Source organism: Janthinobacterium sp. SUN026 (assembly GCF_030397625.1).
GTDB lineage: Bacteria > Pseudomonadota > Gammaproteobacteria > Burkholderiales > Burkholderiaceae_D > Janthinobacterium > Janthinobacterium kumbetense.
The window spans coordinates 249,144-275,256 of sequence record NZ_JAPQNU010000001.1; the positions used below are offsets into that span (position 1 = coordinate 249,144).

The window sequence follows — 26,113 nt, forward strand, 5'->3', positions numbered from 1 at the left end:
ATAATTCATCAAAATCAGGAGACAGCAATGAGCATCAAACGCAAGATATGGGCGCTGCCTGTCGTCTCGGCCGTGATTTTCGGGCTGGGGCTGGCCGTCAGCGCCTATCTGTCCACGGCCACGCTCAATTCCATCCACGCCACCGAAAGCGCCGACTATCCCGTGCTTGACATGGCCAAGTCGCTGACCCTGGACGTGGCCGCCGTCGGCGACGCCCTGCGCGATGCCGTCAGCGAAGGTGACAAGGAGCGTATCGGGCAAGTCGGCGGCCAGGCCGTCAAGCTGCGCGCCAAGCTGGCGGCCTTTGCGGCGATCCCCGGCCAGCGCGAACAGGGCCAGCGCCTGGCCAGGGAATTCGATGCCTACTATGCGCCGGCGCTGAGCGCTGCGCGCATCATGCTGGAAATGGAGGAGGGCGACCCGCAAGCGACGGTGGCGCGCATGCAGGGCGCGCTGGCGGTGCTCAACACGGACCTGGCAAAAACCAACGAACAGGCGCAAATACAGTTCAAGCAGGGCATCGAACGCAGCGCGGCCAATGTGCGCAATGCGCTCAATACCAGTATCGCCGTGGCGCTGGCCGTCATCGTCTGCCTGGTGGCCGTGTCGCGTTTCGTCGTGCGCGCCATCTGGCAGCAGCTGGGCGGTGAACCCGAATACGCGCGCCAGATCGCGCGCGCCGTGGCCGATGGCGACCTCTCGATGAACATCGTGACCGAGGCGGGCGACCAGAGCAGCTTGCTGGCGGCGCTGAAGGACATGCGCGCCAAGCTCGGCGGCATGGTCTCGGACATCAAGGCGTCGGCTGAAACCATCCAGGTGGCCAGTGCCGAGATTGCCCAGGGCAATGCGGACCTGGCCGCGCGCACGGAATCGCAGGCGGGCAGCCTGGATCAGACAGCGCGCAGCATGGACAGCCTGACCGCCACCGTGCGCGACAACGCCGCCAATGCGGGCCAGGCGCATGAACTGGTGGTGTCGGCATCGTCGGTTGCCGTGAAGGGGGGGCAAGTGGTCAGCCAGGTGGTCACCACCATGGGCGAGATCAACGATTCATCCAGGCGCATCGTCGATATCATCGGCGTCATCGACGGCATCGCCTTCCAGACGAATATCCTGGCCCTGAATGCGGCCGTGGAAGCGGCGCGCGCAGGCGAACAGGGACGCGGCTTTGCCGTGGTGGCGTCCGAAGTGCGCAACCTGGCGCAGCGCAGCGCGGCGGCGGCGCGCGAGATCAAGCAATTGATCGGCGATTCGGTGGCCAAGGTGAATGTCGGCTCGAAGCTGGTCGACGAGGCGGGATTGACCATGGGGCAGATCGTCGATTCCGTGAAAAAGGTGGCCGACATCATGGCCGAGATCAGCGCAGCCAGCCAGGCGCAAAGCGCCGGCATCGGCGATATCGGCGTGGCCATCGGCAGCATGGATCAAATGACGCAGCAAAATTCCGCGCTGGTGGAAGAAGCATCGGCGGCGGCCGAATCGCTGCAGGAACAGGCCGTGCAACTGGGCACGGCGCTGGCCGTGTTCAAGCTGGCGCAGGGAAGCGCGCCGGCGATCAGCACCGTGCCAGCGGCACGGCGGCTGGCGTTGACGAAGGCGGCTTAAACCTTCAGCCCGAACGGATCGTCGATGCTGTGCGCTGGTTCGGTGAACCAGCGCGGGCCGTTTTCCGTCATGTAAAAATGGTCTTCGTGGCGGATGCCGAATTCGCCGGGGATGCAGATCATCGGCTCGTTCGAGAAGCACATGCCCACGTCCAGCGGCGTTGTGTCATTGCCCACCAGGTAAGGCCACTCGTGGATGTCGAGGCCGATGCCGTGGCCCGTACGGTGCGGCAGACCGGGCAGCTTGTAGCCGGGGCCGAAGCCGTCCGCTTCCAGCGAGACGCGCGCGGCGCGGTCCACGTCGCCGCAGGGTACGCCCAGCTGTGCGGCGGCGAATGCGGCTGCCTGCGCCGCCTTTTCGCTGTTCCACACGCTGCGCTGGCGTTCGCTGACGGTGCCAAACACATAGGTGCGCGTGATGTCGGAGATGTAGTTCATCACCTGGCAGCCCGTGTCGATCAGCACCGTGTCGCCCGCTTTCAGGGTCTGCACGTAGTTCACGCCATGCGGATAGGCCGTCGCTTCGCCGAACAGCACGATGCAGAAATACGAGCGGGGCGCGCCCACCTTGCGGTGCGCGCGCTGGATGAATTCTTCCACTTCCACCGTCGTGATGCCTTCATACAGCATGCTGGCTGTGGCTACGTGCACGGCCAGGGTCATGTCCATCACGCGCTGCATCAAGGCGATTTCGGCCGGCGACTTGCGGCTGCGGCAGTATGCCGTCACGGCGCGCGCATTTTCCAGCGCGTAGCCGGGGGCCAGCGGTTTGATGCCGTCGTAGATGAAGAAGGCGGCGCTTTCGCAGATGCCCACGCGCGGCGGCGCGGCCGCATCCTGGGCTATGTCCATGCGCGCCAGCGCGTCGACGAACAGCTGGTACGGGCTTTCATGCTCTTCCCAGCAATTGACCTTGCCCTCGATGACCATGAAACCCGTCAGGGTGCTTTCTTCGAAGGCAGGGGCGATGTACTCGAGCTCTCCGCTGGCCGGCAGGATGGCGCCCACCATGCGTTCGCTGGCATACCACTTGGTGCCCGTGAAATAGGTGAGGTTGGCGCCCGCGTTCAGGTAGATCGCGGCGATGCCCTGTTTGCGCATGAAGGCCTGCGCCTTGGCGATGCGCTGCGCATGTTCGTCCTTGCCGATGGCGACCATGCCGGACGTCATGTCCGACAGCGATGCCAATGCTTGTTCGATGGAAGTGCCACCTATGCTCATGCCTGCTCCTTTGTTCGATGCTGAATATGGAATGCGGGCATGATATCAGTTCGCGCCTTTCGGCTTGAGCCCGGGCGCGCCGCCGGCGGCATCGGGCGGGGCCAGTACCAGGTCGTGCGGATAGGTGAAGTGCCAGTCCGCGTAGCGTTGCTTGCGGCGCAGGCTGGCGTCTTCGTCGAGAAAATTGTCCTGCTTGATGGGCAGTTGCGGCGACAGCGAATGGATGCCGACGATGCGGCCCTCCTGCCGCAGCACGCCCCATTCCGTCTTGCCCGTGACGGGGTCCGCATACAGGCGGCGCAAATGCCGCCGGGCGTTGGCGAAGCGCGGGTCGCGCAGCAGTTCCTGCAAGGTCAATGGATAGCGGGGCCGTCCGTCGCCCGGCGTGCTGTCGTAGTAGCGGCCCAGCGCATTGCGAAATTCATGGCCGATGAACAGCAGCTCGCGCTCCTTGTCGCGCCGCGCGGCCGTGGCATGCAATTCGCTGGCCAGCACCAAACCCACGCCCATGAAGGCTACCAGCATCAGGGTCCAGATATACGCGAAACCCCGTGCGCGGCGCTGGAAACTAGAGCTGCTCAAAGGGGATGCCCTCGCGCGTCTTGCCTTTGGCGCCGCTGCGCACGTCCGCCACGCCGCCGATCTCGCCATTCGGTGAAGGGATCAATTGCCAGGTGGCGGCGGACTCCGTGACGGGGTCCAGCGGTACGCTGCGGAAGTAATGGTGGGTCACCAGGTCGGCCAGTGCGGCCGGATACTCGCCCTTGTCGGCATAGTATTTATCCAGGCCGCTCCTGAGCACCTGCAGGTTTTCCTTCAGCGCGACCTCCTTCGATTTTTCCACCGAGCCGAAATAGCGGGGAATGGCGATCGTCAGCAGCAGCGAGATGATCGCCAGTACCACCAGCAGTTCGACCAGCGTAAAACCGCGGCGCGGATGTGAGCAGGGCATCGAAATCACCATTCCTTGAGCGGCACGCCGTTCAGGCCCACCTTGGTCGAGCGCGAGGCGACGTCGAACACGTCTTCGCCTTCGCTGGGATTGTCGGGCGGCGAGGCGTAGGCGCGCTTGCTCCAGCTGTCGGCCGCGCTGCCTTCTTCCCTGGGCTGGAACGGGTCGCGCGGCAGGCGGCGCAAAAAATAGATGTTCTGTTTCGAGGGACTGCGCTGGTCGGGCACGCCCTCGACCAGTTCCTCGAGTTTTTTCGGATAGCCGGATCCTCCCAGCGACAGCTTGATGCGGCTATTGTCCGAGGCGCGCTTGTAGGTATCGATCGCTTCGCGTATCTCGATCAGGGCGCTGCGCAACTCCTGTTCCTTCGCCCTTTGCTGCGCCACTTGCGCCATCGGCACGGCGACCGTGGCCAGGGTGGCCATGATCGCCAGGGTGATCATCAGCTCGATGAAGGTAAAGCCCCGCTGTTTCACTGGCCACCTCACTGGCCACCCTTGACAGTGGCCTTGTCGCCTGCCGCTGGCGCCTCGTCGCCGCCCGTCATGGGCGAGCCGCTGCGTGGGGCGGCCTGCTCGGGCGCGGCGACGGCTTCGGGGCTGCCACCCACGCTGGCACGGCCGCCCACGGATGCCTCGGTGCCGGAGTTGAATTCGGCCGTCATCAGGTCCGGGCGGCGGATGCTGCGCAGCAGGCGCGGCGTGATCGACAGCACGATCTCGCTGCGCATGGCGTCGTCCTTTTGGCTGCCGAACAGGCGGTTCAGCACGGGCAGTTCGCCCACGCCCGGCACCTTGTTGGCCGTGCCCCGGTCCTCGTCGCTGATCAGGCCTGCCAGCACCTGCGTTTCGCCATCCTTCAGGCGCAGCACCGTCGAGGCGCTGCGCGTGCCGATCTGGTAAGCCTGCGTGCCCGTCTTGCTGATGACTTCCTTGACGACATTCGACACTTCCAGGTTGATCTTGATGGCCACTTCGTCGTCCAGGTAGACGTTCGGTTCGACGTCGAGCTTCAGGCCCACATCGATGTAGTTGACGCTGTCGGAACTGACGCCGTTATTCGTCGTGACGGTAATGACGGGCACGCGGTCGCCGATGAGGATCTTGGCCTTTTCCTTGTTGCGCACGCGGATGCGCGGATTGGCCAGGATATTGCTGTCGCTGTCCGTCTTGTTGGCGTTGAGCGTCACGCCGCCGATGCCCAGGTTGATGTTGTCGCCATTGATGCGGTGCAGGTCCGCCACTTTCAGGCCGCCCAGGCCTCCTGTGCTACCTGCGACGCCGGCCAGTGTCAGGCTGGCCTGGTCGGGCCAGCGCACGCCCAACTCCATCAGGCGCGTGCGCTTCACCTCCAGCACTTCCACCTCCAGCATCACTTCCGGGTCGGCCAGGTCCTGCACGTTGATGATGCGTTCGGCCATGCGTACCATTTCCGGTGTATCGCGCAGCATGATGATGCCCAGGCGTTCATCCGTGACGACGTCCTTGGCCTTGAGCAGGGTTTTGATGGAAAACGCCACCGTCTTGACATCGGCATTGGCGAGAAAGAAGGTGCGCACCACGAGCTGCTGGTAATCCTTCACCTTTTGCGGCGTGTTCGGGTAAATCGTGATCGACTTGTCGCTGGTGACGCTTTGTTCCAGCTGGTTCGCGCCCAGCAGCATGGCGATCGCCTCTTCGATGCTGGTGTCGCGCACGGAGATGGTGGCGCGCAGGGCCGGGTCGACCTCCTTGTCGAAGACGAAGTTCAGGCCCGACACCTTGCTGAGAAGATCGAACACGGAGCGCAGCGGCGCGTCGCGAAATTCCAGGGTCACGGGTTTGCGGTAGGCGGCCGCCAGCTTGCCGCCGGCCGGCCGCGCCTTCGCCTGTTCGTCGCCGATGCGGCTTTTCAGGGCCAGCGCCTCGCGCTGTGCGGGGCGTTCCTGCAGCACCTGGCGCAAGGCTTCCTGCGCCTGCGCGACATTCGCTTCGCCGCCGCGCTGGTAGCTGGCCTGCGCTTCCTGCACCAGCTTGCGATGCCGCTCATCCTGCGCCACGCCCTCCAGGCCACGCTGCGCCACGTCGTTGCTGGCGTCCAGCGCCAGCGCCTGCTGGTACAGCGCTTGCGCCTCGGGCAGCTTGCCCTGCTGGCGCAGCGCCTCGGCGCGGCCATTCAGGTTGTTCAGCGCGCGCATCCTGCCATTGGTGACGGCGATGCGGTACTTGGCGTTGGTCGGCTCGGCTTGCGCCGCCTGTTCCAGCAGGGCCAGGCCCTGTTCCGTGCGACCGGCGCCCAGCATGGCCTGGCCGTCGTTGTAGGCCTGGTTGCCGGCGCAGGCGGCCAACAGGAACAGCATCGGCAGCAGGGTGATGCTGGTACGTGGTGTGCGTCGTTTCAATTGAGGTCCCCTACGGCGAGTGTCTGTTTCAGGTTGAGCGGCAGATAGGTAAATTGCAGTGCGCCCTGCACCACACCGTCGAAGCGGTAACGCTCCTCGAGCGTGTCGCCGGGGCGCGCGACCACGTTGCGTTCGCCCGCTTGCAGGAAATAGGCAGCCTTGCCTTCGTCGACGAAACGGCCGAGGAATTGAAAGGGCAGCGGTGGCGGCGCGTTCGTATCGGCGCGGGCAGCAGGCAGCGCAGCCTGGGCGGCCTGCTGGTCGAGCATGATCTTTTTCGGCGTATCGGGCTGCCAGCTTTGCTTGGCAAAAAGGGTGGCCGCCTCGTCATCGTCGAGCGCGCGCCGCGGATGGATCGCCAGCGGGCGGCCAGGCGCCGGCGCGGCTGTATCGGGAAGCACGGTTGCTGGCGCCACCCGTTCCACCTGGCGCGTGGTGGCCGTGGCCGGTCCCACGATGCTGCCTTCATCCTCGGGCGCGAAGAGGGCTGCCAGCAAGGTCGCCACGGCGGCGCCTCCCAGTACGACTTTCTTCATCGGCGCACCTCCGCCTTTTTCACCAGCAGGATGAACTGGATGCGCGCGTCGATCTCGCCCGCCTCGATCTGCTCGCGCTTGAAGAGCACGGAGTCGAGCGTCAGGGTGGGCATCTCCTGCAAGGCATCGACGATGAACGTTTGCAGCTGCGCGTATTCGGCCTTCACGGGCAGGGTGATCTGGTAGCGCAAAAAGGCCGTGTTACCGTCTTCCTGTGGCTTGTAGTCGGCCTTGGCCAAGGTGACGCCGCTCTTTTGCGCCACGTCCAGCAAGGTTTTCAGCTGCTCGGGAATGCTGTCGTGCGCGGGCAGGTAGGCGTGAAAGGCGGCCAGGCTATCGGCATCGGCATCGAGCGAGATGGCCGTCGCCGGCGGCAGCGCCGACTGTCTGGCCGCAGCGGCCAGTTGCGCCGCCAGTTGCTGCTGGCGCGCGGCCAGCGCATCGCCCTGCTGCATGGCGAAAGTGGCCAGCGCCAGGCAAGCCGCGCCGATGGCGCTTGGCCAGCTCAGGGTACGCCACAGCCGTTGCGCTTCCCACCGCAGGCGCGGCGGCAGGCGCAGTTGCAGGCGTGGACGGGCCACGGGCGTGCTGGCTTTCAGCACGGATTTTATTGCCGCCATTGCGCCTCCAGCTGAAAACGGTATGGGTGTTCGGGAGCGTTCGCATTCATCTCGTGTTTGAGCAGATACACGGAACTGAACATGGGCTGCTGGTTCAGGAAAGCCAGGTAATTGAGCATGTCCTGCGGCGTTTCCGCCTCGGCGGCGATTTTCAGGACGCTGGCGCCATCTTGTCCCTGTTGCGTGTTCAGGTCCAGTCCCAGCAGGGCCACGCGCACGTCGCGCGGTGCCTGCACCGTTTTGACCAGGCGCGTGACGGGCAGGTTGAGCTGGCGCACGGCGACGGCCACCTGTTTCAGTTCGCTGTCGCGTTCGCGCTGCTGGGTCGCCGAGAGGGGGGCGCGCACGGGACGCGGGGGCTGCAGCTGGGCCAGTTGCGCTTCCAGGCGCCGCGTTTCCTGCGCCTGCACCAGCCAGTACACGGCGGCCGGCAGCAGCAGCATGGCACCCGTCAGGCACAGGGCCAGGCGCCAGCCGCTGAATGTCTGCACTGTACCGGGCGCCAGCAATTCCAGGCGGCTCAGGCCCATGCGGCCTCCCGCATCAGGTGCGCGGCGCTGGCCACGGCAACGGGCTGGAAACGCGCCGGCAGCGCATCCTGCAGTTCGCCGCTCAGGTCGAGCAGCACCACGTGCTCGATGGCGTCGAGCTGCGGCGCGCGCAAGTTCCAGCGCCGCCACGCCCGATCCAGTTCGTCGCCCCAGGCGGCGGCGCAAGACTGACTATGCAGGGCCGTGATGCGCCCGCTGCTCGTCGTTGCCAGCAGCAGCCGCCCCCCTTCCACCAGGGCGAAGGCGGCAGGCTTGTTGCCGGCCATGCTGCGCCAGGCCGGCCCCACGATGGGTTCGATGGACAGGCAGCGCCGGCCATGCGCGGCGGCTGCATCCTGCACCCCTTGCAGCAGGGCCGCATCGACGCCGCAGGCCAGGCGCGGCTTGCCGTACGGTGCATCGTCGGCAGCCAGGCGCCAGGCCCGTGCGCCATCGCCGTAGACGGCTGCGAACTGGCTGTGCAGGAAGCGCTGTGCGCTGGCCGCGTCGAGCAGGGCGCCGCTCCACGGCACCATCAGCATGGCGCACCAGCGGCTGGCCAGGCTGACGGCCAGCGGCAGTTTTTTTTCATTGTGCTGTTCTAGCCAGCCGCGCAAGCTTGCCAGCGCCACTTCCCAGCTGGCGTCGGGGTTCAGGATGGGCACGTGAAAAGCACTGTCCGTTACGGGACGGCCGGCGCGGCGCAGCACGCCGTCCAATCCGTGCGGCGCCACGTGCAGGCACAGGGTGGCGCGGGTAAGGCGTTCAATAAGTGACACGATTGAGCTCCGCTAAAGTGGTTTCGCCGCGCCGCACCAGGTCCAGGCCCGCTTCGCGCGCCAGGCGAAAACCGTTGCGCGCCGCCTCTTCCTTCATCTGGCTCAGGGGCGCGCGCGTGCAGATCATTTCGCGCATCGCATCGCTGAGCATCAGGACCTCGGCGACGGCCTTGCGCCCCTTGTAGCCGGTGCCGCGGCAGTGGCCGCAGCCCTTGCCGGCCATGAATTGCCAGTCCTGCACCTGGTGCAGGGCCAGGCCGCTGTCGCGCAGCTGCTGCGCATCGGCCAGCACCTCGGCGCTGGCGTCGACGGCGCAATGGGCGCAATTGAGGCGCAGCAGGCGCTGCGCCACGATGCCGTTCAGGGCCGCCGCAAAGCTGTAGGCGTCGACGCCCATGTGCAGGAAGCGGCCGACCACATCAAAGACGTTATTCGCATGCACGGTGGTAAACACCAGGTGGCCCGTCAGCGCCGCCTGCACGGCGATCTGCGCCGTCTCGTCGTCGCGGATTTCGCCGATCATGATCTTGTCGGGATCATGGCGCAGGATGGAGCGCAGGCCGCGCGCGAACGTCAGCCCCTTTTTTTCGTTGACGGGAATCTGCAGCACGCGCGGCAGGCGGTATTCGACGGGGTCCTCGATGGTGACGATCTTGTCGCGCCCCGTATTGATTTCCGTGATGGCCGCGTACAAGGTGGTGGTCTTGCCGGAACCCGTGGGACCCGTCACCAGCAGCATGCCGTGCGGCTTGGCGGCCAGGCGCCGTATCTGTTCGATGGCGTCCTCGTTCAGGCCCAGGCTTTCCAGGCGCAGCGCCTGCGCCGCTTCCGTCAGCGCGCGCCGGTCCAGCAGGCGCAGCACGGCGTCCTCGCCAAAGATATTGGGCATGATGGAAACGCGAAAATCGATCTCCGCCCCTTTCACGCGCACCTTGAAGCGGCCATCCTGCGGGATGCGGCGCTCGGCGATGTCGAGGTCGGCCATCACCTTGATGCGCGAGATGATCTGTTCCGCCATCGCCAGTCCCTGCACCTGGCCCGCCTGCACCAGCACGCCGTCGACGCGGTATTTGATGACCAGGCTGGCCACGTCGCATTCGAGGTGGATGTCGCTGGCCTGGAATTTCAGGGCGTCGTAGATGGTGGAGTTCACCAGTTTCACCACCGGGCTGCTGTCTTCGCTGATGCGAATGAGCGAGATGTCCTCGATGCTCTGGTCGAGGCCCGGCACGTCGTCGCCGTGCTGCATTTCCTGCATCGCCTGCTGCACGCTTTCCTGCTGCTGCAGGTAGGCGGCCAGGTCGTCCGGATGCGCCAGCGCCACCGTGAAGGGCGTGGACAGGGCGAAGTCGGCCCACTGCAGCAAGTCTTCGGCAAACGGGTTGCCGATGACGAGTACGGGCGGCGCGCCGGGGGCGTCTGGCTGCAGCAGCACGCAGTCGCGCTGCGCGCAATCCGTGTAGGGCAGCAGGGCAAAGGCGGGCAGGGCGGCTTGCAGCTCTGCCATCGTCCAGGCCGGATAGCGGAACAGGGCGGCCAGCTGGCGCAGGAAGACTTCGGGCGGCAGGGCCGCCGTTTCCTGCAGCACGGCCATCTGCGGGCGGCCCTGTTCCAGTGCGCTGGCGTGGGCGCGGCGCAGCATGGCCGCATCGAGCACGGCCCGTTCTTCGTCGCGTGCGTTCATGGCATGACCTTCACGATAACGTTCACGATAAGCTCCCGGCCAGTTCAAAGATCGGCATGTACATCAGCACCACCACGCCGCCGATGACGACGCCGATGACGGTCATCAAGAGCGGCTCGAGCAGGCGCGAAGCCCAGTCCACCCAGCGGGCGAATTCCTCGTCGTGGAACTTGGCCGAGCGTTCCAGCATGTCGCCCAGGCGGCCCGTGTTTTCTCCCACTTTCAGCAGCGATTGCGCCACGGGCGTGGCCATGCCGGCCTGTTCCAGCGCGGTGGAAAACGGCATGCCCTCCTGCACCGCGCGGCGCGCCTGCGCCAACTGCTCCTGCTGCGCCGGCAGCAGCATGGGGGCCACCATGGCCAGCGCCTTGTGCAGCGGGATGCCGGCGTGCAGCAGCAGGCTCAGAGCGCGATAGAAGCGCGCCAGGCGGAACTCCGCCGCCTTCCCGGTCAGCACGGGCAGGCACAAGAGGCGCAAGACGAGGGCCTGGCGCGCACCGGCATTGGCGATGCCGAAGACCACGGCGCCAACGGCGGCGGCGAGCGCCGTGGCGCACAGCAGCGGATGCGCGGCCAGGGTCTGGCCAAAACCCAGCAGCATTTGCGACATCCACGGGATTTCGCGGCCCGAGCTTTCGTAGACGACGCTGAACTTCGGCACCACGTAGCCGAGCAGGAACAGGGTCACTAGACCGCCGACGACGAGCAGCATGCACGGGTAGATGGCGGCGGAAATGAGTTTTTTACGGATGGCGTCGAACTGCAGCTGGTAGCCGACGAAGCGCGCCAGCGCCTCGGGCAGGTTGCCCGAGCGTTCGGCCGCATGCACGGTGGCGATGTAAATGTCGGGGAAGATGTCGGGGAAACCGGCCAGGGTGTCGGAAAAGCTTTGCCCTTGCTGCAGGGTGAGCACGATGGCGGCCAGGGTGGCCTTGGCGCCCGCGCGCGTTTCCTTGTTGTGCAGGGTGGCCATGGCCTCGCCCAGGTTCAGGCCCGCTTCGAGCAGGGCCAGCAGCTCCTGGCTGAATTGCAGCAGGGGCAAGCCCTGCTTGCCCAGGCGCGGCGCGACGCCAGCCTCCTGCGCCGCGCCATCGTCGACGGCCAGCACGCGCCAGCCGCCGCGCACGGCCGCGCGGATCGCCTCGGCCTCGCTGGCGGCGTCGATGGCCAGCGCCTGGCTGCCCGCCGGGCCCTGCACCTGGAGGTGGAACTGCATGGCCGCGTCAGGCGAGCATGGTGGCAGGCGTAAAAATGGACAGGCTGGAATGGGAGAAAGCGCGTGCGGACAAGGTCGAAGTAGGCATCGGTCAGGAACAATCCAAAAAAAAGTTCAATTCGTCGCGGGTACCGGCAGCAGGCAAGATGCAATCACTGCCTCAGGGTAGACTGTAATTGCCAGAAAATCAATCGTGCTGTGCGGGCAAGCCTTGCATCGATGGCTTGCCCGCAGGTTCAGCCGCTTACTGGGTAACCAGGCTGACCTTGTCGATCACGAACGAGGTTTGCAGCGATGCGTCCTCGGTCGCGGCGAACGAGATCTGCACGGTCTGGCCCTTGTAGGCGATCAGGTCAAACGTACGGATCTGGTAGCCGGCTGCCTTGTTCACGTTCGAATACGTGGCCAGGGTGCCCAGCACCGTGCCGGCGCTGTTCTTCACGGTGACGACCAGCTTGTCGTACACGGTATTGCCCGTTTCCGCCGTGTCGATGTGCAGCGCAAAGGTCAGGCTGGCGGACGTGGCGGCGGCCGGAATGGCCACGCTTTGCGTCAGCGATTCGCTGGCCGTGGCGCCATTGCCGCCCAGCCAGGCGTACTGCGTGCCTTCATACGCCACCTGGCCCGTGAAGGTGCCGATGGCGCCCGTGGTGCCGCTCCAGCCCGTGGCGCCGGACTCGAAGCCGCCGTTCGTCACGCGTTCGGTGGCGCTGCTCGTGCCCACCGTCAGCGTGGCGTTGTTCGACGTGGCCGTCACGGCGGGCGAGGACGAATCCGTCACCGTGGCCTTGAACACGGCACCGTTGTCGGCCGCCGCAGCCGTGAAGCTGTAGGCGGGCGACGTGGCGCCGCTGATCACGGCGCCGTTGCGGTACCACTTGTAGGTGTACGGTGCCGTGCCGCCGCCTGCGCCCACGGCGAACGAGGCGGTGGCGCCCGGTGCGACGGTGATGCTGGCCGGCTGGCTGGTGATGCTCACCGCGCCGCCCGTGGTCGATTCATCGACGTCGGCGCCCACGTTGATGGCCGCATACGCGCGCTTGACGGCGATAGCCTCGGCGCTGCCCACGCCATACAGTTCCTCGGCTGCCTGCAGCACTTTGTTGCGCGCATCGGCGTAGTTGGTCGATGAGGTGAACTTGGTGGTGGCGGCCTTGAACCAGATGCGGTAAGCCTTGTCGCTGCCGATGCCGGTCATGGCCAGCGGGCTTTTGTTCAGGTACGAGCTGTAGTAGTCGCTGCTGGACGTGGAGTTCGAACCTTGCGACAGGAAGTAGAACATGCGGTTGTTCGGGCCGCTGCTGTAGTGGACGTCGAGGTTCTTGATGGTGCTGCTCCACGCATTCGGGCTGCTGCCATCCTTGCTTGGCTTGTACAGCCAACGCAGCGGCTGGCCATTCTTGGCGATTTCCTTGCCCGTCATCCAATCGTTGCCCGTGTTGGGGATGCTGGTGCCCGTGCCGCCGGCGCGCGCATAGGCTTCCACCATTTCGCCGGCGATGTCGGAGCTCGATTCGTTCAAGCCGCCCGACTCTTGCGAGTAGATCAGGCCCGAGGTGGCGTCCGTGATGCCGTGGCCCATTTCGTGGCCGATCACGTCGATGGAACCGAGGTTGTTGAACGAGCTGCCGCCGTCGCCGATGTACATGCACTTGCAGCTGCTGTCGTAGTAGGCGTTGTCGTAGGCCGTGTTGACGTGGGCGGCGATGTGGGTGGCCGTGTTGTTGCCGTCCAGGCTGGACCAGCCCAGCACATTCTTGTGCGTGTCGTAGGTGTTCATCAGGCCCCACATCGCGTTCACGGCCGCCGTCTGGCCGTTGGCGTTGGTGGTGCTGCCGCCGTTGATGTATTGCTGGCCGTCGCCCCAGGTATTGCTGGTGCTGCTGTACACGCTGCCCGAGGTGGTGCCGTGGTTGGCATTCGTGATGGCCATGCCGCCGAAGCTGCCGCCCGTGCCGCGGCTGGGGTCTTTCATGGTGTAGGTGCTGCCCGTGAGCGTGGTGTTGAGCGGTACCTGGCCGTTGTACTGGCTGTTGCCGATGCCGGCCACGGTTTTCAGGGCTTTCCACTGGCGCAGGATGCGGCCATCCTTGGCGCTGACGACGGTGTCGTAGTAGACGGGCTTGTTACCGCTGATCATGCGCGTCTGCACCAGGTAGGCCAGCTCGTAGTGGTCGACCACGTCCTGCACGTCGAGGGCGTTCAGCGCGGCTTCCGACTTGTTCTCGGCGCCGGCCACGCGCACCGTTTTCATCACGGGGTAGATCAGCAGTTGCGCCTGCGGCGGCACGTGGTCGACGGCCGGCACGCCGATGCTTTTTACGGCGGCGGCGATGGCGGCGGCGGCGCTGACGGCCGGCGTGGTGTCGATATCGGTGGTGGCGCTGCGGGTGACGGAATTGACGCCGCCGCTACCGAGGCCGGAAGCGCGGTCCGACACGGATTCGCTGACGATGTCGCCGGCGTTGTTGCTGACCACGACCGTCTCGGAACCGAAGACGGGCAAGCCCTTGTAGGTGTGCTGTACGCGGCTCACACGCGTGCCGCTGACGCCAGGATGCTGGGCGCCGACGGCAAAGCCATGCTCGGTATTCAGGCCGCGGCTGCGTGCCTGCGCGGCCAGCTTGTTGACCAGGCTGGCGTTCTCTTGTGGAGAGGCCAGGCTGACCGGGGCGGCCATCAGGGTCTGTGGCAGCGGCGAGGCGGCATCTGCCGTGGTGGCCATCAGCGGCAGGGCGGCGATGGATGCGGCAACTATCGTCAAACGTAAATTCATTTCTGCTCCATGGTATCGGTTAAGGAAATGGTGAATGAGCTGGCCGCGATGCCTGATGGCCACCCCAGCGTGCCTGGCGGCGGGCGGATAGCCTGCCGTTTTGTGGTGGCATGACGCCGGGTAGGGGGACACTAAACTTGTCGAGATCGCCATGTCAAAAAATTCAAGAAATGGGTCACTACGCGAATTTTTGTTAAGAATTGAACATTTATCAGCGCTGTATCGTTGGAAAGTTTGATCTACCACAAGCTGCAACTTTTGTTTTGGACTACTTCCCCTAATGGAGCGCTCTGTTGGAAAAACACTGTTGCATTTTTTAAATGTTGCGATCTACACTAGCTCTTCATGTGGTCCCCAGCGGATCACGCGAAGACAAAAAAAGCGCACGCGGCAATGACCGCGTCCAGATACAGCGCATCGGGAAAAAAATCGGGAGTTTCACATGACGTCAGTTCTGTTTTCTGCTGTTGGTTTCAGCCATTTCCCCTCTGGAGCGGCATTCATGCTGCATCCGCCTTCCTAGCCGCCGTTAACCGGCCCTTCCCCCGCGAGGGGGGCTTTTCAGCGAGTCCGACCGCGCCGCCCGGTGCGGCCGCTGGCGCAGTGCATCCTTTTTTCAGGAAGGGTTGCCGGCTCCTGGTGCGTGCACCGGAATCACCGGCCCGACGAACTATGCTTTCGATAGCGACCAAAGTGGAACAGATCGTGATGGAATCGGCCTTTCTCAGCGAGGGACTGGGCCGGGGCTTGCTCAACCTGTCGGAACTGGCGCGCCAGCTGCAGCCGCAATTGCAGAGCGATTTATGGAAACCGGTGGGCCAGGCCGCCGTGGTAATGGCGCTGCGCCGCCTGGCCGAACGGATGCCGCAGCAGAAAAGCGGCGAGATCGTGCTGGCGCACCGCGCGGGCGAACTGTCCACGCGCAGCGAACTGATGATTTTTACCTACCGTTACTCCGACCAGACCTATGCCTGCCAGCGCCAGTTGCTGGCGCTGGCCGCGCCCCAGCGGGGCACGTTCATTACCGTCACGCGCGGCGTCAACGAGGTGATGGTGATCTGCAGCCGCAGCCTGCATGCGCTGGTGGAAGAGGTTTTCGGCGAAGAGCAGGAGCTGGCGCGCCTCGAACGCGTGACGGCCGTGACCTTGCACCTGGCGCCCGAAACCTGCTATACGCCGGGCGTGTATCACGCCATCCTCAAGCGCCTGGCGTGGGAGCGCATCAATCTGATCAACATCATCTGCACTTACACGGAGCTGACCTTGCTGCTGGAGGCATCGCAGACGGGGGCCGCCTTTGCCGTACTGTCGAAAATCGTCGCCCAATGAAAAACGCCCCGCTGCAGCGATGCAGCGGGGCGCTGGCGGGACGCAGCCCGTTTATTTTTCCAGCTGCGTACGCACGCGGGCGATCGCGGCGCGTACCTGGCGGGGAGCGGTGCCGCCCACGTGGTCGCGCGCGGCGACAGAGCCTTCCAGGGTCAGCACGGCAAACACGTCTTCATCCGTCAGCGGGGAAAACGCGCGCAACTGCTCCAAAGACAGGTCGGCCAGGTCGCAGCCGGCATCGACGCAGGCGCGCACGGCCAGGGCCACCGCTTCATGGGCGTCGCGGAACGGCAAGCCTTTCTTGACCAAGTAGTCGGCCAGGTCGGTCGCCGTGGCATAACCCTGCAGGGCTGCCGCACGCATCGCTTCCGGTTTCACCGTGATGCCGCCAGCCATGTCGGCGAAGATGCGCAGGGTGTCGATGACGGTGTCGACGGTGTCGAACAGCGGTTCCTTGTCTTCCTGGTTGTCCTTGTTGTAGGCCAGCGGCTGGCCTTTCATCAGGGTCAGCAGGCCAGTCAGGTGGCCATACACGCGACCCGTCTTGCCACGCGCCAGTTCCGGCACGTCCGGGTTTTTCTTTTGCGGCATGATCGACGAGCCGGTGCAGAAGCGGTCGGCGATGTCGATGAAGCCGATGCGTGGGCTCATCCAGATCACCAGTTCTTCGGCCATGCGCGACACGTGCATCATCAGCACGGCGGAGGCGGCGCAAAATTCGATGGCGAAATCGCGGTCCGACACGGCGTCGAGCGAGTTGTGGCAGACGTCGTCAAAGCCCAGCGTCTTGGCCACGCGCAGGCGGTCGATGGGGAAGGTGGTGCCGGCCAGGGCGGCGGCGCCCAGCGGCAGGCGGTTGACGCGCTTGCGGCAGTCGGCCATGCGCTCGGCGTCGCGGCCGAACATCTCGACATACGCCAGCATGTGGTGGCCGAAGGTGATCGGCTGGGCCACCTGCATGTGGGTAAAGCCCGGCATGATGGTGTCGGCATGCTGTTCGGCCAGGTCCGTCAGCGCGCTGCGGAACGTCGCCAGCAGGGCGGTGATGTCGTCGATGGCGGAGCGCACGTACAGGCGAATGTCGGTCGCCACCTGGTCGTTGCGCGAACGGCCCGTGTGCAAGCGCTTGCCCGCATCGCCTACCAGTTCGGTCAGGCGCTTTTCAATATTCAGGTGGACATCTTCCAGGTCCAGCAGCCATTCGAACTGGCCGGCGGCGATTTCCTGCGAGATTTGCGCCATGCCGCGCTGGATTTCCGCGTAGTCGGCCGGGCTGATGATGGCTTGCGCATGCAGCATTTCCGCATGGGCCAGCGAACCTTCGATGTCGAACAGCGCCAGGCGCTTGTCAAAAAATACAGAAGCTGTGTAGCGCTTGACGAGGTCCGAGACCGGTTCGGAAAACCGGGCCGACCAGGCTTCGCCCTTTTTGGAGAATTGATCAGTCATGAAAGAAGTCCTTTAGTGTAGGGCGATTATAAACAAGGTTGGCCGGCGGTAGGGCTTTTAGGGGCTTGCAGGGCGCTGAAATGGCCAGGAATGGGGCTGGCAAGCCTCAAATGCCACGGCGCGGGCACGTTGTGCGTTCCATCCGGGCTTTTTGTATTCTGTCCCGCGAATCGTGCGTTTGGTCGCAATCCGATGGCGGTTCAGTGGGGATCGGCCTACAGTTCAATCATCGCAGCACACAACCAGCCACCCAAAGGAACCATCATGAACATCGCTAAAAACATGGAAGCCATCTTCGTTGCCATCATCGCCATCGCCGCCGCCACAAGCCTGGCCACCGCCGCCGTGCCGAAGTTCCGCGCCGCGCCGGCACCCGTTGCGGCCAGCGCCGAGCAAGTCACCATGCACACCGTGTACGTCAGCGCCAAGCGCCTGAGCGCCGAAGAAAAAGCCGCACTGTAAGCGGGCCTATGCAATGCAGGCAGCACCCATCACCGGCAATCAGGACGGGCGGCGCCCCCGGTTCTTTCCTGCCCAGGTGACAGCAGCGCGCAAATCGCCGATGATCGGTTTTTTCCACGATAGGCGGACAGCGTGATGTCACATTTGAAGATCAGCAGCGACAAGGCGGAACTCGACGTTCCAGCCATTCACCATTTTCTCAGCACGCAATCGGCATGGGCCAGCGGCATCCCACTGGCCACCGTACAGCGCGCGATCGACCATTCGCTCTGCTTCGGCGGCACGCTGGACGGCCGCCAGGTGGCGTTCGCCCGCGTGGTCAGCGACTACGCCACGTTTGCCTATCTGGTCGACGTGTATGTACTGGAAGAGTACCGCGGCCGCGGCTACAGCAAGCGCCTGATGGAGGCCGTGATGACACATCCCGACTTGCAGGGCTTGCGCCGTTTCATGCTGGCCACCAGCACGGCGCATGGCTTGTATGCGCGCCACGGCTTTACGGCGCCGCTCCGGCCGGAGACGCTGATGGAGCGGTATTTTCCGGATATGTACCGGCGTTGAACGGCTGGCGCGGTTTGCGCGCGGCCCCGGTCCTGCCCTGCCATTTCCATTGTATTGATCCCCCTACCGGACCCATGACTCCATGACCTCTTCCTTTCTCTGGCCTCTGCTTGCCGTATCGTTCTCGGCGACTGCTGCGCCCATGCCGGAGGAATTCAGCCCTGCGCCTTGCGAGACGGGTATTTTTCGCCAGGACCAGACGGGCTTCGTCGCCCTCACCAAGGGGGGCAAAGGCTACGGCTACACCTTCAGCGACGGGACCGTTGGCAGCACGCAGGATGCCGGCGCACTGATCGCGTGCGGAAAGGACGCCGTGCTTGTCAATGGCAAGGAGCGCTGGCCGAAAGTGGCTTTGGTCGAAACAGATACGCGCTTTGCATCGAACGGCGTTATGCTCGCGGGCCGCCTGCTGGAAGCGCCGGGCGCCGGCAAGGAGACGCCACTGGTCGTGTATGCCCATGGTTCCGAAAGCAGCGGCTGGATCGACCGCGCGCGCGACTCTTATCAGATGGTGGGACGGGGTGTATCCGTTTTCGTGTATGACAAGCGCGGTACCGGGCTGTCCGAAGGCGAATACACGCAGATTTTCCGCGCCTGGCCGATGACCTGGTGGCCGCGTCGCGCGAAGCCAGGCGGCTGGCACAAGGCCGCTACGGCCGCTTTGGCCTGATAGGGGTAAGCCAGGGCAGCTGGATCGCTCCACTGGCGCAGGTGCGCGCCAAGGCGGACTTTCTCGGCATTGGCTATGGCCTGGCGGTCGATATCACGGAGCAGGATGCGGCGCAGGTTGCCAGGGAACTGCAGGACAAGGGCTATGGCGGCGACGTCGTCGCCAAGGCCAGGATGGGGACGGATATCACGGCAAGAATCGTCAAATCTGGCTACCAGGATGGACTGGACGACCTGTCGGCATTCCAGTGGCAGTTTGGCAAGGAGCCGTGGTTTTCCCTCATCAAGGGCGGCTACACAGGCGTGTTGCTGGGCATGCCGGCCGAGGAATTGCGCAAGCACGGTATACCGCAGTTCGACAAGCTCGGTGTCGACTGGTCGCAAGATCCCGTGCAGGCATTGCGCCAGGTCGCGGTGCCGCAGCTATGGGCATTGGCGGAGGACGACCGCCAGGCGCCGCCGGCTGTCAGCGTGGAGCGCCTGGCGGCGTTGCGCAGCCAGGGCCAGGCCATCTCCATCTACCTCTTCCCGCAGGCCGATCACGGCATGCGCAGCTACGTTCAGGCGCCCGATGGAACGCGCAAGCCCACCGTCATCACGCCCGGGTTTTACGACCTGATGGCCGACTGGGCGAAGGGCGGCGCCGACGGCGCGTATGGACAGGCGTATCGCAAATAAAGCCACGGCGACGCTGCCTCGCCGTGCTTACTGCCAGTGCATCAGACAGGGGGGAATCAGGAGCAGCAGCGCCAGTACCAGGTAAATCAGCTGCAGCGGGATCATCCACTTGGCCCACGTAATCCAGGGCACGCGCGCCAGCGCCAGCACGCCGACGGTGATGCCGGACGTGGGAATCATCGGCGTGGTGAACTCGCCGAACTGGAAGGCCAGAATGGCCGTCTGGCGCGTCACGCCCACCAGGTCGGCCAGCGGCGCCATGATGGGCATGGTCAGCGCGGCCTGGCCGCTGCCGGAATGGATGAAGAAGTTGATCACCGACTGCATGAAGAACATCTTTTGCGCGGCGAAGACGGGACTCGACGAGGCTACCAAGGGCGTGAGCGCATGCAACATGGTGTCGATGATCTGCGCGTCGCGCGCCAGGATCATGGTGCCGCGCGCTAGCGCGATGACCAGCGCCACGCTGACCATGTCGCGTGCGCCCTGCACGAAAGACGCCACCAGGCTGTCCATGTCGAGCCGGCCAACCAGGCCGACGACGATGGCCATCACCAGGAACAGGGCGGCGATTTCATCAATGAACCAATCGTACTTGACGACGCCGACGACCATCGTCAGCAAGGTCGCCATGAAAATCCACAGCACGGCGCGGTGCGTGCGCGTCATGCCGCCAAAGCTGTCGAGGTCCATCGAGTGCTCACCGCGCTTTTCGATGTCGAGCAGGTAGGTCGGGCTTTTTTCCGGATGGCGCTTGATGCGCGCCGCGTACCACATCAGAAACACGATGCTGACCGCCGTGGCGATGGCCCACACGATCAGGCGATAGCCGATGCCGGAAAAGATCGGCACGCCGGCGATGCCTTGCGCGATGCCGACATTGAACGGATTCAGGAAGGCGGCGGAAAAGCCCACCTGCGAGCCGATGAAGGGAATCGATACGCCCGTGATGGTGTCATAGCCCAGGGCCAGCGCCAGTGGCACGAAGATCAGGATGAAGGGGATGGCTTCCTCGTTCATGCCGAAGGTGGCGCCGCCCAAGGAAAACATGGTGAAGAAGACGGGGATGATGGCGGCGCGCACGAAGCGCGAACTGGTGTGCGCCTTGGCGATTGCCTTGATCAGGGAATCGAAGGCTTCCGTTTTTTGCAGCACGGCGAAGGCGCCGCCGACGATCAGCACGAAGCCGATGATCAGACTGGCGTCGACGAAGCCCTTGATGGGCGCCATCATCAGTGCGGCCAGGCCCTGCGGCTTGTTGTCCACGTAGTGAAACGTACCGGGGATGATCAGCTGCTTGCCGTTCACCAGCTGCGTGTCGAATTTCCCGCCTGGCACCAGCCACGTCGCCAGGGCGATCATGGCCAGGATGCCGCACAGCAGGACGAAGGTATTGGGGAGCTTGAATTTTCTCATGGCGCTTTTTTGTGACATTTATTGGCTCAGCAGGCTGCCGCCGCGGAAAGCGACCTTGCCGGCGACCTTGCCGACGTTCATGCCGCGCAGCACGTGGCGGTGGGCGCTGCGCGCAAAGAAGACGCCGGCGACGGTGCAGCGCAAGGTCGTCGTTTCGCCGCTGACCGGGTCGATCAGGTCGGCCACCGCATCGCCAGCGGCCAGCACCTCACCCATTTCGCGCAGGTAGACCAGCACGCCGTGATGTGGCGCGAGGATCGGCTCTACCCCGGCCAGCGGCGTCGGCTTGCATTGCGGCGCGGGCAGGTCGTCGCCGGCACCGGGGATGTCCAGCACGCCCTCGATGGCGAGAAAACGCAGCAGGGCGGTGGCGTCGCGTTCGGCCAGGGCGTAGCTTACTTCCACTTCGCCGCGCAACTCGACGGTGGTCGACAGGCAGGCGGCAGGAATCGGATAGCGGCCCTGGAAGTGCGCGTCGAGATCCCACCACAATCGGCTGCAGGCTTCGTCGAACGGTTCTTCTCCGGCCGCCAGTTCCAGCAGCACGGCGCGCGCGCCCAGCAACGCGGACAGGGGGGCGATCTGCGCCGCCAGCGGCGTGCCCGTATAAATGTGCAGGGCCGCCTCGTTGTCGCAATGCAGGTCGAGCACGATGTCGGCGTCGATGGCCATGCCCAGCAGGGTTTTCTTCAACGTTTCCGCATCCGTGCCCGGCCGCCAGGCGGCGACGGCGGCGCGCGCATGTTCGCGTATCAGCGCCACGTTGGCTTGCGCATCCTGTCCCAGCAGGCCATCGAGCGTGGTTTTCAGTTCATCGGCCACGTGGCGGTAGGCGCGGTTGAAGTTGATGCCGGTGGTCAGGTCGAAGCGCCCGAACGGCGCGCCATGGATGGCTTGCGCCAGGCCGATCGGGTTGGCGGCCGGCACCAGGATGATTTCGCCGTGGATCTTACCCGCCGCTTCCAGCGCCAGCAGTTCGCGACGCAAAAATTGCGACACCAGCATGCCCGGCACTTCATCCGCATGCAGCGCCGCCTGGATGTACACCTTCTTGCCGCTGCGGCTAGCGGCGGCCGCACTGCCGAAGTGGAAGCTGCTCAATTGGCTGGACACGCTGGCGTGCGCGGTGGAGATGGGATGCTGTTGTACTTGCATGGTGAATTCGCCCCAAAACGGGGCGCGGTTGATGGATTTCGGTCGATTATGTAGCATTATTTTCACGAAGTAAATCAATGAAAATCCTTTTACAAATATTTGTTGAGTTTTCTTTTTGATATGAGTACAGTAAGTTTCAGCGACCCGATTTCGCCTTTCCGCCCTTCATCCGCAGCATCCAAGAACACAGGCCGCCAGTGATATGAAAGCATCCGCCAGTCCTGCCAGAAGCAGCGCCCGCACGCCACCTGCCGCCGCGCTGTCGTCGCCCGATGCCGCGTTCGCGCAGTCTCCGCTGGGACAGGCGCTGATGCACGTGCTGGCCAGCGGTTCGGCTTCGCAGCGGCAGATCGCCGATTACCTGCTGCGCAACCAGATGCGCGTCATTGCGCTGGGCATCGAGGAACTGGCCGACAACTGCCAGGTGTCGACGGCCACCATCAGCCGCTTCGCGCGCGACATCGGCCAGAAGAATTATTCGGCCATGCGCGGCGCCATGGCCGAAACCCTGCAATCGCTGCTGCAGCCCGTCGACAAGCTGCGCCATACGATAGAGCGGCGCGCGCGCGCCACCTCGCCCGTCACGGAAAGCCTGGAATATGCGGCCGTGAACATCGCCGCCACGTCCGCCGCCCTGTCGCTGCCCGACATGCATACCGTGGTGCGGCGCCTGACGCGCGCCAAGGTGGTGTATGTGATGGGTTTTGGCCTGTCGGCCAACCTGGCCGGCATGCTGGTGCAGCATCTGCAGCCGTTTTGCCCGCATGTGGTGGAAGTGGTGGGCATCGGCGGCTCGGAAGTGGCGGCCGGGCACCTGGTCAACCTGACGGCGCAGGACGTGCTGGTGGTGATTTCGTTTCCCCGCTATACGCTCGATTGCATCGGCCTGGCCAGCTTCGCGCGCGACCGCGGCGCCTGCATCGTGGCGCTCACCGATTCGCCTGCCTCGCCGCTGGCCGAGCTGGCCGATCACGTGTTGTATGCGCAAAGCACGCATCCCGTCCTGCCCAGCAGCGCCAGCACGGCGCTGGCCATGATCGAGGCGCTGGCCGTGGCGCTGATGGTGTCGAACAAGGATAACGTCGACAAGGCTGCACGCCTGAGCGAAGTGATCGCCGCCTACCTGTATGGCGGCGAGCATGGGGTGCAGGGTCCCAGGAAAACAGCAGCACAGCGGCGCAAGGCAGTCCATAAAAAGCAGTCATTATAAAAAGCAGGGTCAATACCATTGGGGAGAGTTGGAATGCATAGGGAAAAACAACAGGGCGGGCCTGCACTGCCACGTGAAGCGGCACTGGCGCATGCCGTGCGCCTGGCGCTGGGCGCCTTGAGCGTGACGGCGGCGCTGGGCATGCTGGGCAACGGCGCGCTGGCGCAGGAACAGGACGGAGACGCGGCGCCGAAAAAAATGCAGCGCGTGGAAATCACGGGGTCGGCAATCAAGCGGCTGGAATCGGAAACGGCGCTGCCGGTGCAGATCATCACGCGCGCCGAGATCGAAAAGGCGGGCGTGACGACGGCGGCCGAGCTGATGGCGCGCGTGTCGGCCAACGTGGGTGGCCTGACCGATGGCGCCAGCATCAATATCGGCGGCGACCAGCGCGGCTTCAACAGCGCAAATCTGCGGGGCGTCGGAACGTCATCGACCCTGGTGCTGCTCAATGGCCGGCGCATGGCCAACTTTGCCTCGCCCGGCGACGATGCGGGCGTGGACCTGAATAATATTCCTGCCGCCGCGCTGCAGCGCGTGGAAGTGCTGCTCGACGGCGCCTCGGCCCTGTACGGCACGGACGCCATCGGCGGCGTCATCAATTTCATTACGCGCAAGGATTACCAGGGCGTGGAGCTGAATGCCTACGGCAGCGGCACGCAGGAAGGCGGCGCCGGCAAGCGCACGGTCAGCATCACGGCCGGTACGGGCGACCTGGCCACGGATGGCTACAATATCTTCGCCGTGTTCGACGCGCAGCAGACGGACCGCCTCAGCACCTCGCAGCGCAAGTTCATCCCGAACCTGAGCGTGCCCGAGCGCCTTGGCCATTTGCTGTCGAGTTTTACCAGCCCGGCGAATATCCGCCTGTCGGGCGCCCAGCGCGATCACCTGCAGGAGATCGGCTTCCTGTTGAACGGCAAGCCGATCACCAACCGGCAAATCAACCTGTCCATCCCGGACTGCAATCCACCCGCCAATTTGTACCTGCCCAACGGCACTGGCGGCGTCGACGGCTGTACCTACGATTACATGCGCGATACGGAGTTGTATCCGAAGTCGGAGAAGCAGAATTTTCTTTCGCGGGGCGTGTTGAAGCTGAACCCGGACCATCAGCTATATGCGGAGGTGGCGTTGAGCCGTTCGCGTACCAATTATGTCGCGTCGTCGACACGGGTGATCGGTTACCTGGATTACAGCAAGGTGCCGCAATTGGCCAATACCGGTTTTGATACCATATTGGATGACGATGGCAAGCAGGTGGAGCGCGAACTGGAAGTGCGCATGCGATTGAAGGAGGCGGGCAACCGCACCAGTGAGTTGACCAGTGAAAGCCAGCGCTTCGTGGTGGGGGCGACCGGTACAGTGGCGGGATGGGATTATGACGTGGGTTTGAATCATAGCGTCAATACCGTCAGGGACCGTGATACCAAAGGCTATCTGCTGAAGGACAAGCTGCGCGCAGGTATCGCCGATGGCAGCATCAATCCCTTCGGGCCTTCCAGTGCCGAGGGCCTGGCACTGATTGAGAGCATCCAGGTCAACGATGAAGTGCGCCACGCGCGCGGCGTCATGGATGCGCTTGATTTCAAGGCGTCACGCGCGCTGATGGCCATGGGTGGCGGCGACATGGCGCTTGCCGTTGGCGGAGAGGTGCGCCGCGAACGTACGCAGTTCCGTCTTTCCAAATTACTGATGAGTAATAATATCAATGACGATTCGGCGCCGGAAGGCGGCAAGGACACCAGCGACAGCCGCACTGTGCAAGCCATTTACAGCGAACTGCTGCTGCCGTTCACCAAGCAGTGGCAGGCGCAGTTATCTGGCCGTTACGACCATTACCAGCAGGTGGGTGGCGCCCTGAGCCCCAAGGTGGGCCTGACTTACATGCCCAGCAAGCAGGTGCTGATGCGGGCGTCCACCGGCAAGGGTTTCCGCGCTCCTTCGATGTCGGACTTGCACCGACCCACCGTCTACAGCAGTACGGCGACCCTGCCCGATCCCGTGTTATGCGCCACTGTGGAGAATAACTACGCCGATTGCGCGCAAAACTGGGATACGCGCCGCTACAGCAACGACAAGCTGAAGCCGGAGCGCAGCCGCCAGTTCACGGCCGGTGTGGTGCTCGAGCCGAGCCAGCACTGGACCTTCAGCTTCGATTACTGGAACATCAAGCGCACGGACCTGATCAGCGAAATTGGCGACGACATCATCCTCGGCAACCTGGCCAAGTACGGCGACCTCGTACATCGCAACGAGGACAATGAAATCGACTACATCGAGCTGCGCAAGGAAAACCGCGGCGCGCAAAAGGCTACGGGCATCGATATTACGGCCGACCTGCATGGCGTAAAGACGGCCTGGGGACGTTTCGGCGCCCACCTGAGCGGCACCTACGTGCTCGATTCGAAAATCCAGACGAGCCCCGGCGATGCCTTTATCAGCAACCTGAATAAATTCGTCACGGACGGCGTGGTGCAGCGCTGGCGCCATACGATTACCCTCGACTGGGACCATGGCCCGTATTCGGCCAGCCTGTCGAACACCTATTCGAGCAGCTACGATGACCAGAACTCGGCCATCAACACGGATGACGGCAGCGTCGTCAAGCCGAATCGGGTCAAGGCCTACACGCTGTGGGACATGTCGGGCGCGTATGCCGTCAGCAAGCAGTTCAAGCTGCGCGCAGGCATACAGAATTTGTTTAATACCAGCCCGCCATACTCGAACCAGGCCTACTTTTTCCTGTCCGGCTATGACCCGACCTATACGGATCCGCGCGGCCGGCGCTTTTATGCCAGCGCCAATTACAGTTTTAAGTAAAAAATTGGAGATACCGCAACAACGCTGTCATATGCAGCAAGTAGTATCGTAGTGCGATGG

23 protein-coding genes are annotated in these 26,113 nt (G+C 64.2%); 8 read left to right on the top strand and 15 right to left on the bottom strand.

Going from position 1 to position 26,113, the window contains the following annotated elements; all coding sequences use genetic code 11:
- The first annotated feature begins 27 nt into the window (after positions 1-27).
- Positions 28-1,608: a methyl-accepting chemotaxis protein gene (locus OX459_RS01240; RefSeq protein WP_289903425.1), complete on the top strand. Its 1,581-nt coding sequence runs from the start codon at positions 28-30 to the stop codon at positions 1,606-1,608.
- Here the strand turns inward: OX459_RS01240 and OX459_RS01245 are convergent.
- The 12 genes from OX459_RS01245 to OX459_RS01300 all read right to left on the bottom strand — a co-directional run bounded on the left by OX459_RS01245 (position 1,605) and on the right by OX459_RS01300 (position 14,301).
- Positions 1,605-2,828, bottom strand: coding sequence for a Xaa-Pro peptidase family protein (locus OX459_RS01245; protein WP_289903427.1), 1,224 nt, complete (start codon positions 2,826-2,828; stop codon positions 1,605-1,607). The two genes, OX459_RS01240 and OX459_RS01245, sit on opposite strands and share 4 nt — an antisense overlap.
- Before the next feature lie 45 nt (positions 2,829-2,873).
- The gene (locus tag OX459_RS01250) at positions 2,874-3,410 is read right to left on the bottom strand and encodes a type II secretion system protein (RefSeq protein WP_289903428.1); all 537 of its coding nucleotides are present in this window, start codon (positions 3,408-3,410) and stop codon (positions 2,874-2,876) included.
- The gene (locus OX459_RS01255; RefSeq protein ID WP_257218854.1) at positions 3,397-3,780 is read right to left on the bottom strand and encodes a type II secretion system protein; all 384 of its coding nucleotides are present in this window, start codon (positions 3,778-3,780) and stop codon (positions 3,397-3,399) included. Before OX459_RS01255 ends, OX459_RS01250 begins: the two co-directional genes overlap by 14 nt.
- A 5-nt stretch (positions 3,781-3,785) precedes the next feature.
- Positions 3,786-4,268 carry a type II secretion system protein gene (locus OX459_RS01260; protein WP_289903429.1) on the bottom strand — a complete coding sequence of 161 codons (483 nt, stop codon included), beginning with the start codon at positions 4,266-4,268 and terminating at the stop codon, positions 3,786-3,788.
- Complete coding sequence (locus OX459_RS01265; RefSeq protein ID WP_289903430.1) at positions 4,265-6,160, bottom strand: secretin and TonB N-terminal domain-containing protein; 1,896 nt, start codon at positions 6,158-6,160, stop codon at positions 4,265-4,267. Before OX459_RS01265 ends, OX459_RS01260 begins: the two co-directional genes overlap by 4 nt.
- On the bottom strand, positions 6,157-6,696 hold the full coding sequence (locus OX459_RS01270; protein ID WP_289903431.1) for a hypothetical protein: 540 nt from the start codon (positions 6,694-6,696) through the stop codon (positions 6,157-6,159). Before OX459_RS01270 ends, OX459_RS01265 begins: the two co-directional genes overlap by 4 nt.
- On the bottom strand, positions 6,693-7,316 hold the full coding sequence (pilO, locus tag OX459_RS01275) for a type 4a pilus biogenesis protein PilO (RefSeq protein ID WP_289903432.1): 624 nt from the start codon (positions 7,314-7,316) through the stop codon (positions 6,693-6,695). Before pilO ends, OX459_RS01270 begins: the two co-directional genes overlap by 4 nt.
- Positions 7,304-7,846, bottom strand: coding sequence for a hypothetical protein (locus OX459_RS01280; RefSeq protein WP_289903434.1), 543 nt, complete (start codon positions 7,844-7,846; stop codon positions 7,304-7,306). The genes pilO and OX459_RS01280 overlap by 13 nt, the downstream gene beginning before the upstream one ends.
- Complete coding sequence (locus OX459_RS01285) at positions 7,837-8,625, bottom strand: hypothetical protein (protein WP_289903436.1); 789 nt, start codon at positions 8,623-8,625, stop codon at positions 7,837-7,839. Before OX459_RS01285 ends, OX459_RS01280 begins: the two co-directional genes overlap by 10 nt.
- A complete protein-coding gene (locus OX459_RS01290; protein ID WP_289903437.1) occupies positions 8,612-10,309 on the bottom strand; it encodes a GspE/PulE family protein in 1,698 nt (565 codons plus the stop codon). Before OX459_RS01290 ends, OX459_RS01285 begins: the two co-directional genes overlap by 14 nt.
- A 22-nt stretch (positions 10,310-10,331) precedes the next feature.
- A complete protein-coding gene (locus tag OX459_RS01295) occupies positions 10,332-11,525 on the bottom strand; it encodes a type II secretion system F family protein (RefSeq protein WP_289903438.1) in 1,194 nt (397 codons plus the stop codon).
- Positions 11,526-11,769: 244 nt separating this feature from the next.
- A complete protein-coding gene (locus OX459_RS01300; protein WP_289903439.1) occupies positions 11,770-14,301 on the bottom strand; it encodes a M4 family metallopeptidase in 2,532 nt (843 codons plus the stop codon).
- Between the two features lie 672 nt (positions 14,302-14,973).
- On the opposite strand from OX459_RS01300, the gene OX459_RS01305 reads away from it, so the two are divergent.
- A complete protein-coding gene (locus tag OX459_RS01305; protein ID WP_099666466.1) occupies positions 14,974-15,630 on the top strand; it encodes a hypothetical protein in 657 nt (218 codons plus the stop codon).
- 51 nt (positions 15,631-15,681) lie between these two features.
- On the opposite strand, the gene argH is transcribed toward OX459_RS01305, so the two are convergent.
- Positions 15,682-17,079: an argininosuccinate lyase gene (argH, locus tag OX459_RS01310; protein WP_099376466.1), complete on the bottom strand. Its 1,398-nt coding sequence runs from the start codon at positions 17,077-17,079 to the stop codon at positions 15,682-15,684.
- Between the two features lie 264 nt (positions 17,080-17,343).
- On the opposite strand from argH, the gene OX459_RS01315 reads away from it, so the two are divergent.
- The 4 genes from OX459_RS01315 to OX459_RS01330 all read left to right on the top strand — a co-directional run bounded on the left by OX459_RS01315 (position 17,344) and on the right by OX459_RS01330 (position 19,449).
- Positions 17,344-17,541 carry a hypothetical protein gene (locus OX459_RS01315; protein ID WP_099666468.1) on the top strand — a complete coding sequence of 66 codons (198 nt, stop codon included), beginning with the start codon at positions 17,344-17,346 and terminating at the stop codon, positions 17,539-17,541.
- A 135-nt stretch (positions 17,542-17,676) separates the two neighbouring features.
- On the top strand, positions 17,677-18,102 hold the full coding sequence (locus tag OX459_RS01320; protein WP_289904804.1) for a GNAT family N-acetyltransferase: 426 nt from the start codon (positions 17,677-17,679) through the stop codon (positions 18,100-18,102).
- An 82-nt stretch (positions 18,103-18,184) separates the two neighbouring features.
- Positions 18,185-18,772: a hypothetical protein gene (locus tag OX459_RS01325; RefSeq protein WP_289903442.1), complete on the top strand. Its 588-nt coding sequence runs from the start codon at positions 18,185-18,187 to the stop codon at positions 18,770-18,772.
- A complete protein-coding gene (locus OX459_RS01330) occupies positions 18,712-19,449 on the top strand; it encodes a hypothetical protein (RefSeq protein WP_289903443.1) in 738 nt (245 codons plus the stop codon). Before OX459_RS01325 ends, OX459_RS01330 begins: the two co-directional genes overlap by 61 nt.
- A 27-nt stretch (positions 19,450-19,476) precedes the next feature.
- Here OX459_RS01330 and OX459_RS01335 read toward each other — a convergent pair whose 3' ends face one another.
- Together OX459_RS01335 and OX459_RS01340 are read right to left on the bottom strand one after the other, a co-directional pair.
- On the bottom strand, positions 19,477-20,865 hold the full coding sequence (locus OX459_RS01335; RefSeq protein WP_289903444.1) for a YfcC family protein: 1,389 nt from the start codon (positions 20,863-20,865) through the stop codon (positions 19,477-19,479).
- Between the two features lie 18 nt (positions 20,866-20,883).
- Positions 20,884-22,020, bottom strand: a complete 1,137-nt coding sequence (locus OX459_RS01340; protein WP_289903446.1) for a succinylglutamate desuccinylase/aspartoacylase family protein — start codon at positions 22,018-22,020, stop codon at positions 20,884-20,886.
- 202 nt (positions 22,021-22,222) lie between these two features.
- Between OX459_RS01340 and OX459_RS01345 the strand changes: the two genes are divergently transcribed.
- Together OX459_RS01345 and OX459_RS01350 are read left to right on the top strand one after the other, a co-directional pair.
- Positions 22,223-23,230 (top strand): MurR/RpiR family transcriptional regulator, encoded by a 1,008-nt coding sequence (locus OX459_RS01345; protein WP_289903447.1) that lies wholly within the window; start codon positions 22,223-22,225, stop codon positions 23,228-23,230.
- 33 nt (positions 23,231-23,263) lie between these two features.
- Positions 23,264-26,053, top strand: coding sequence for a TonB-dependent receptor (locus tag OX459_RS01350; RefSeq protein ID WP_289903448.1), 2,790 nt, complete (start codon positions 23,264-23,266; stop codon positions 26,051-26,053).
- Positions 26,054-26,113: the final 60 nt, after the last annotated feature.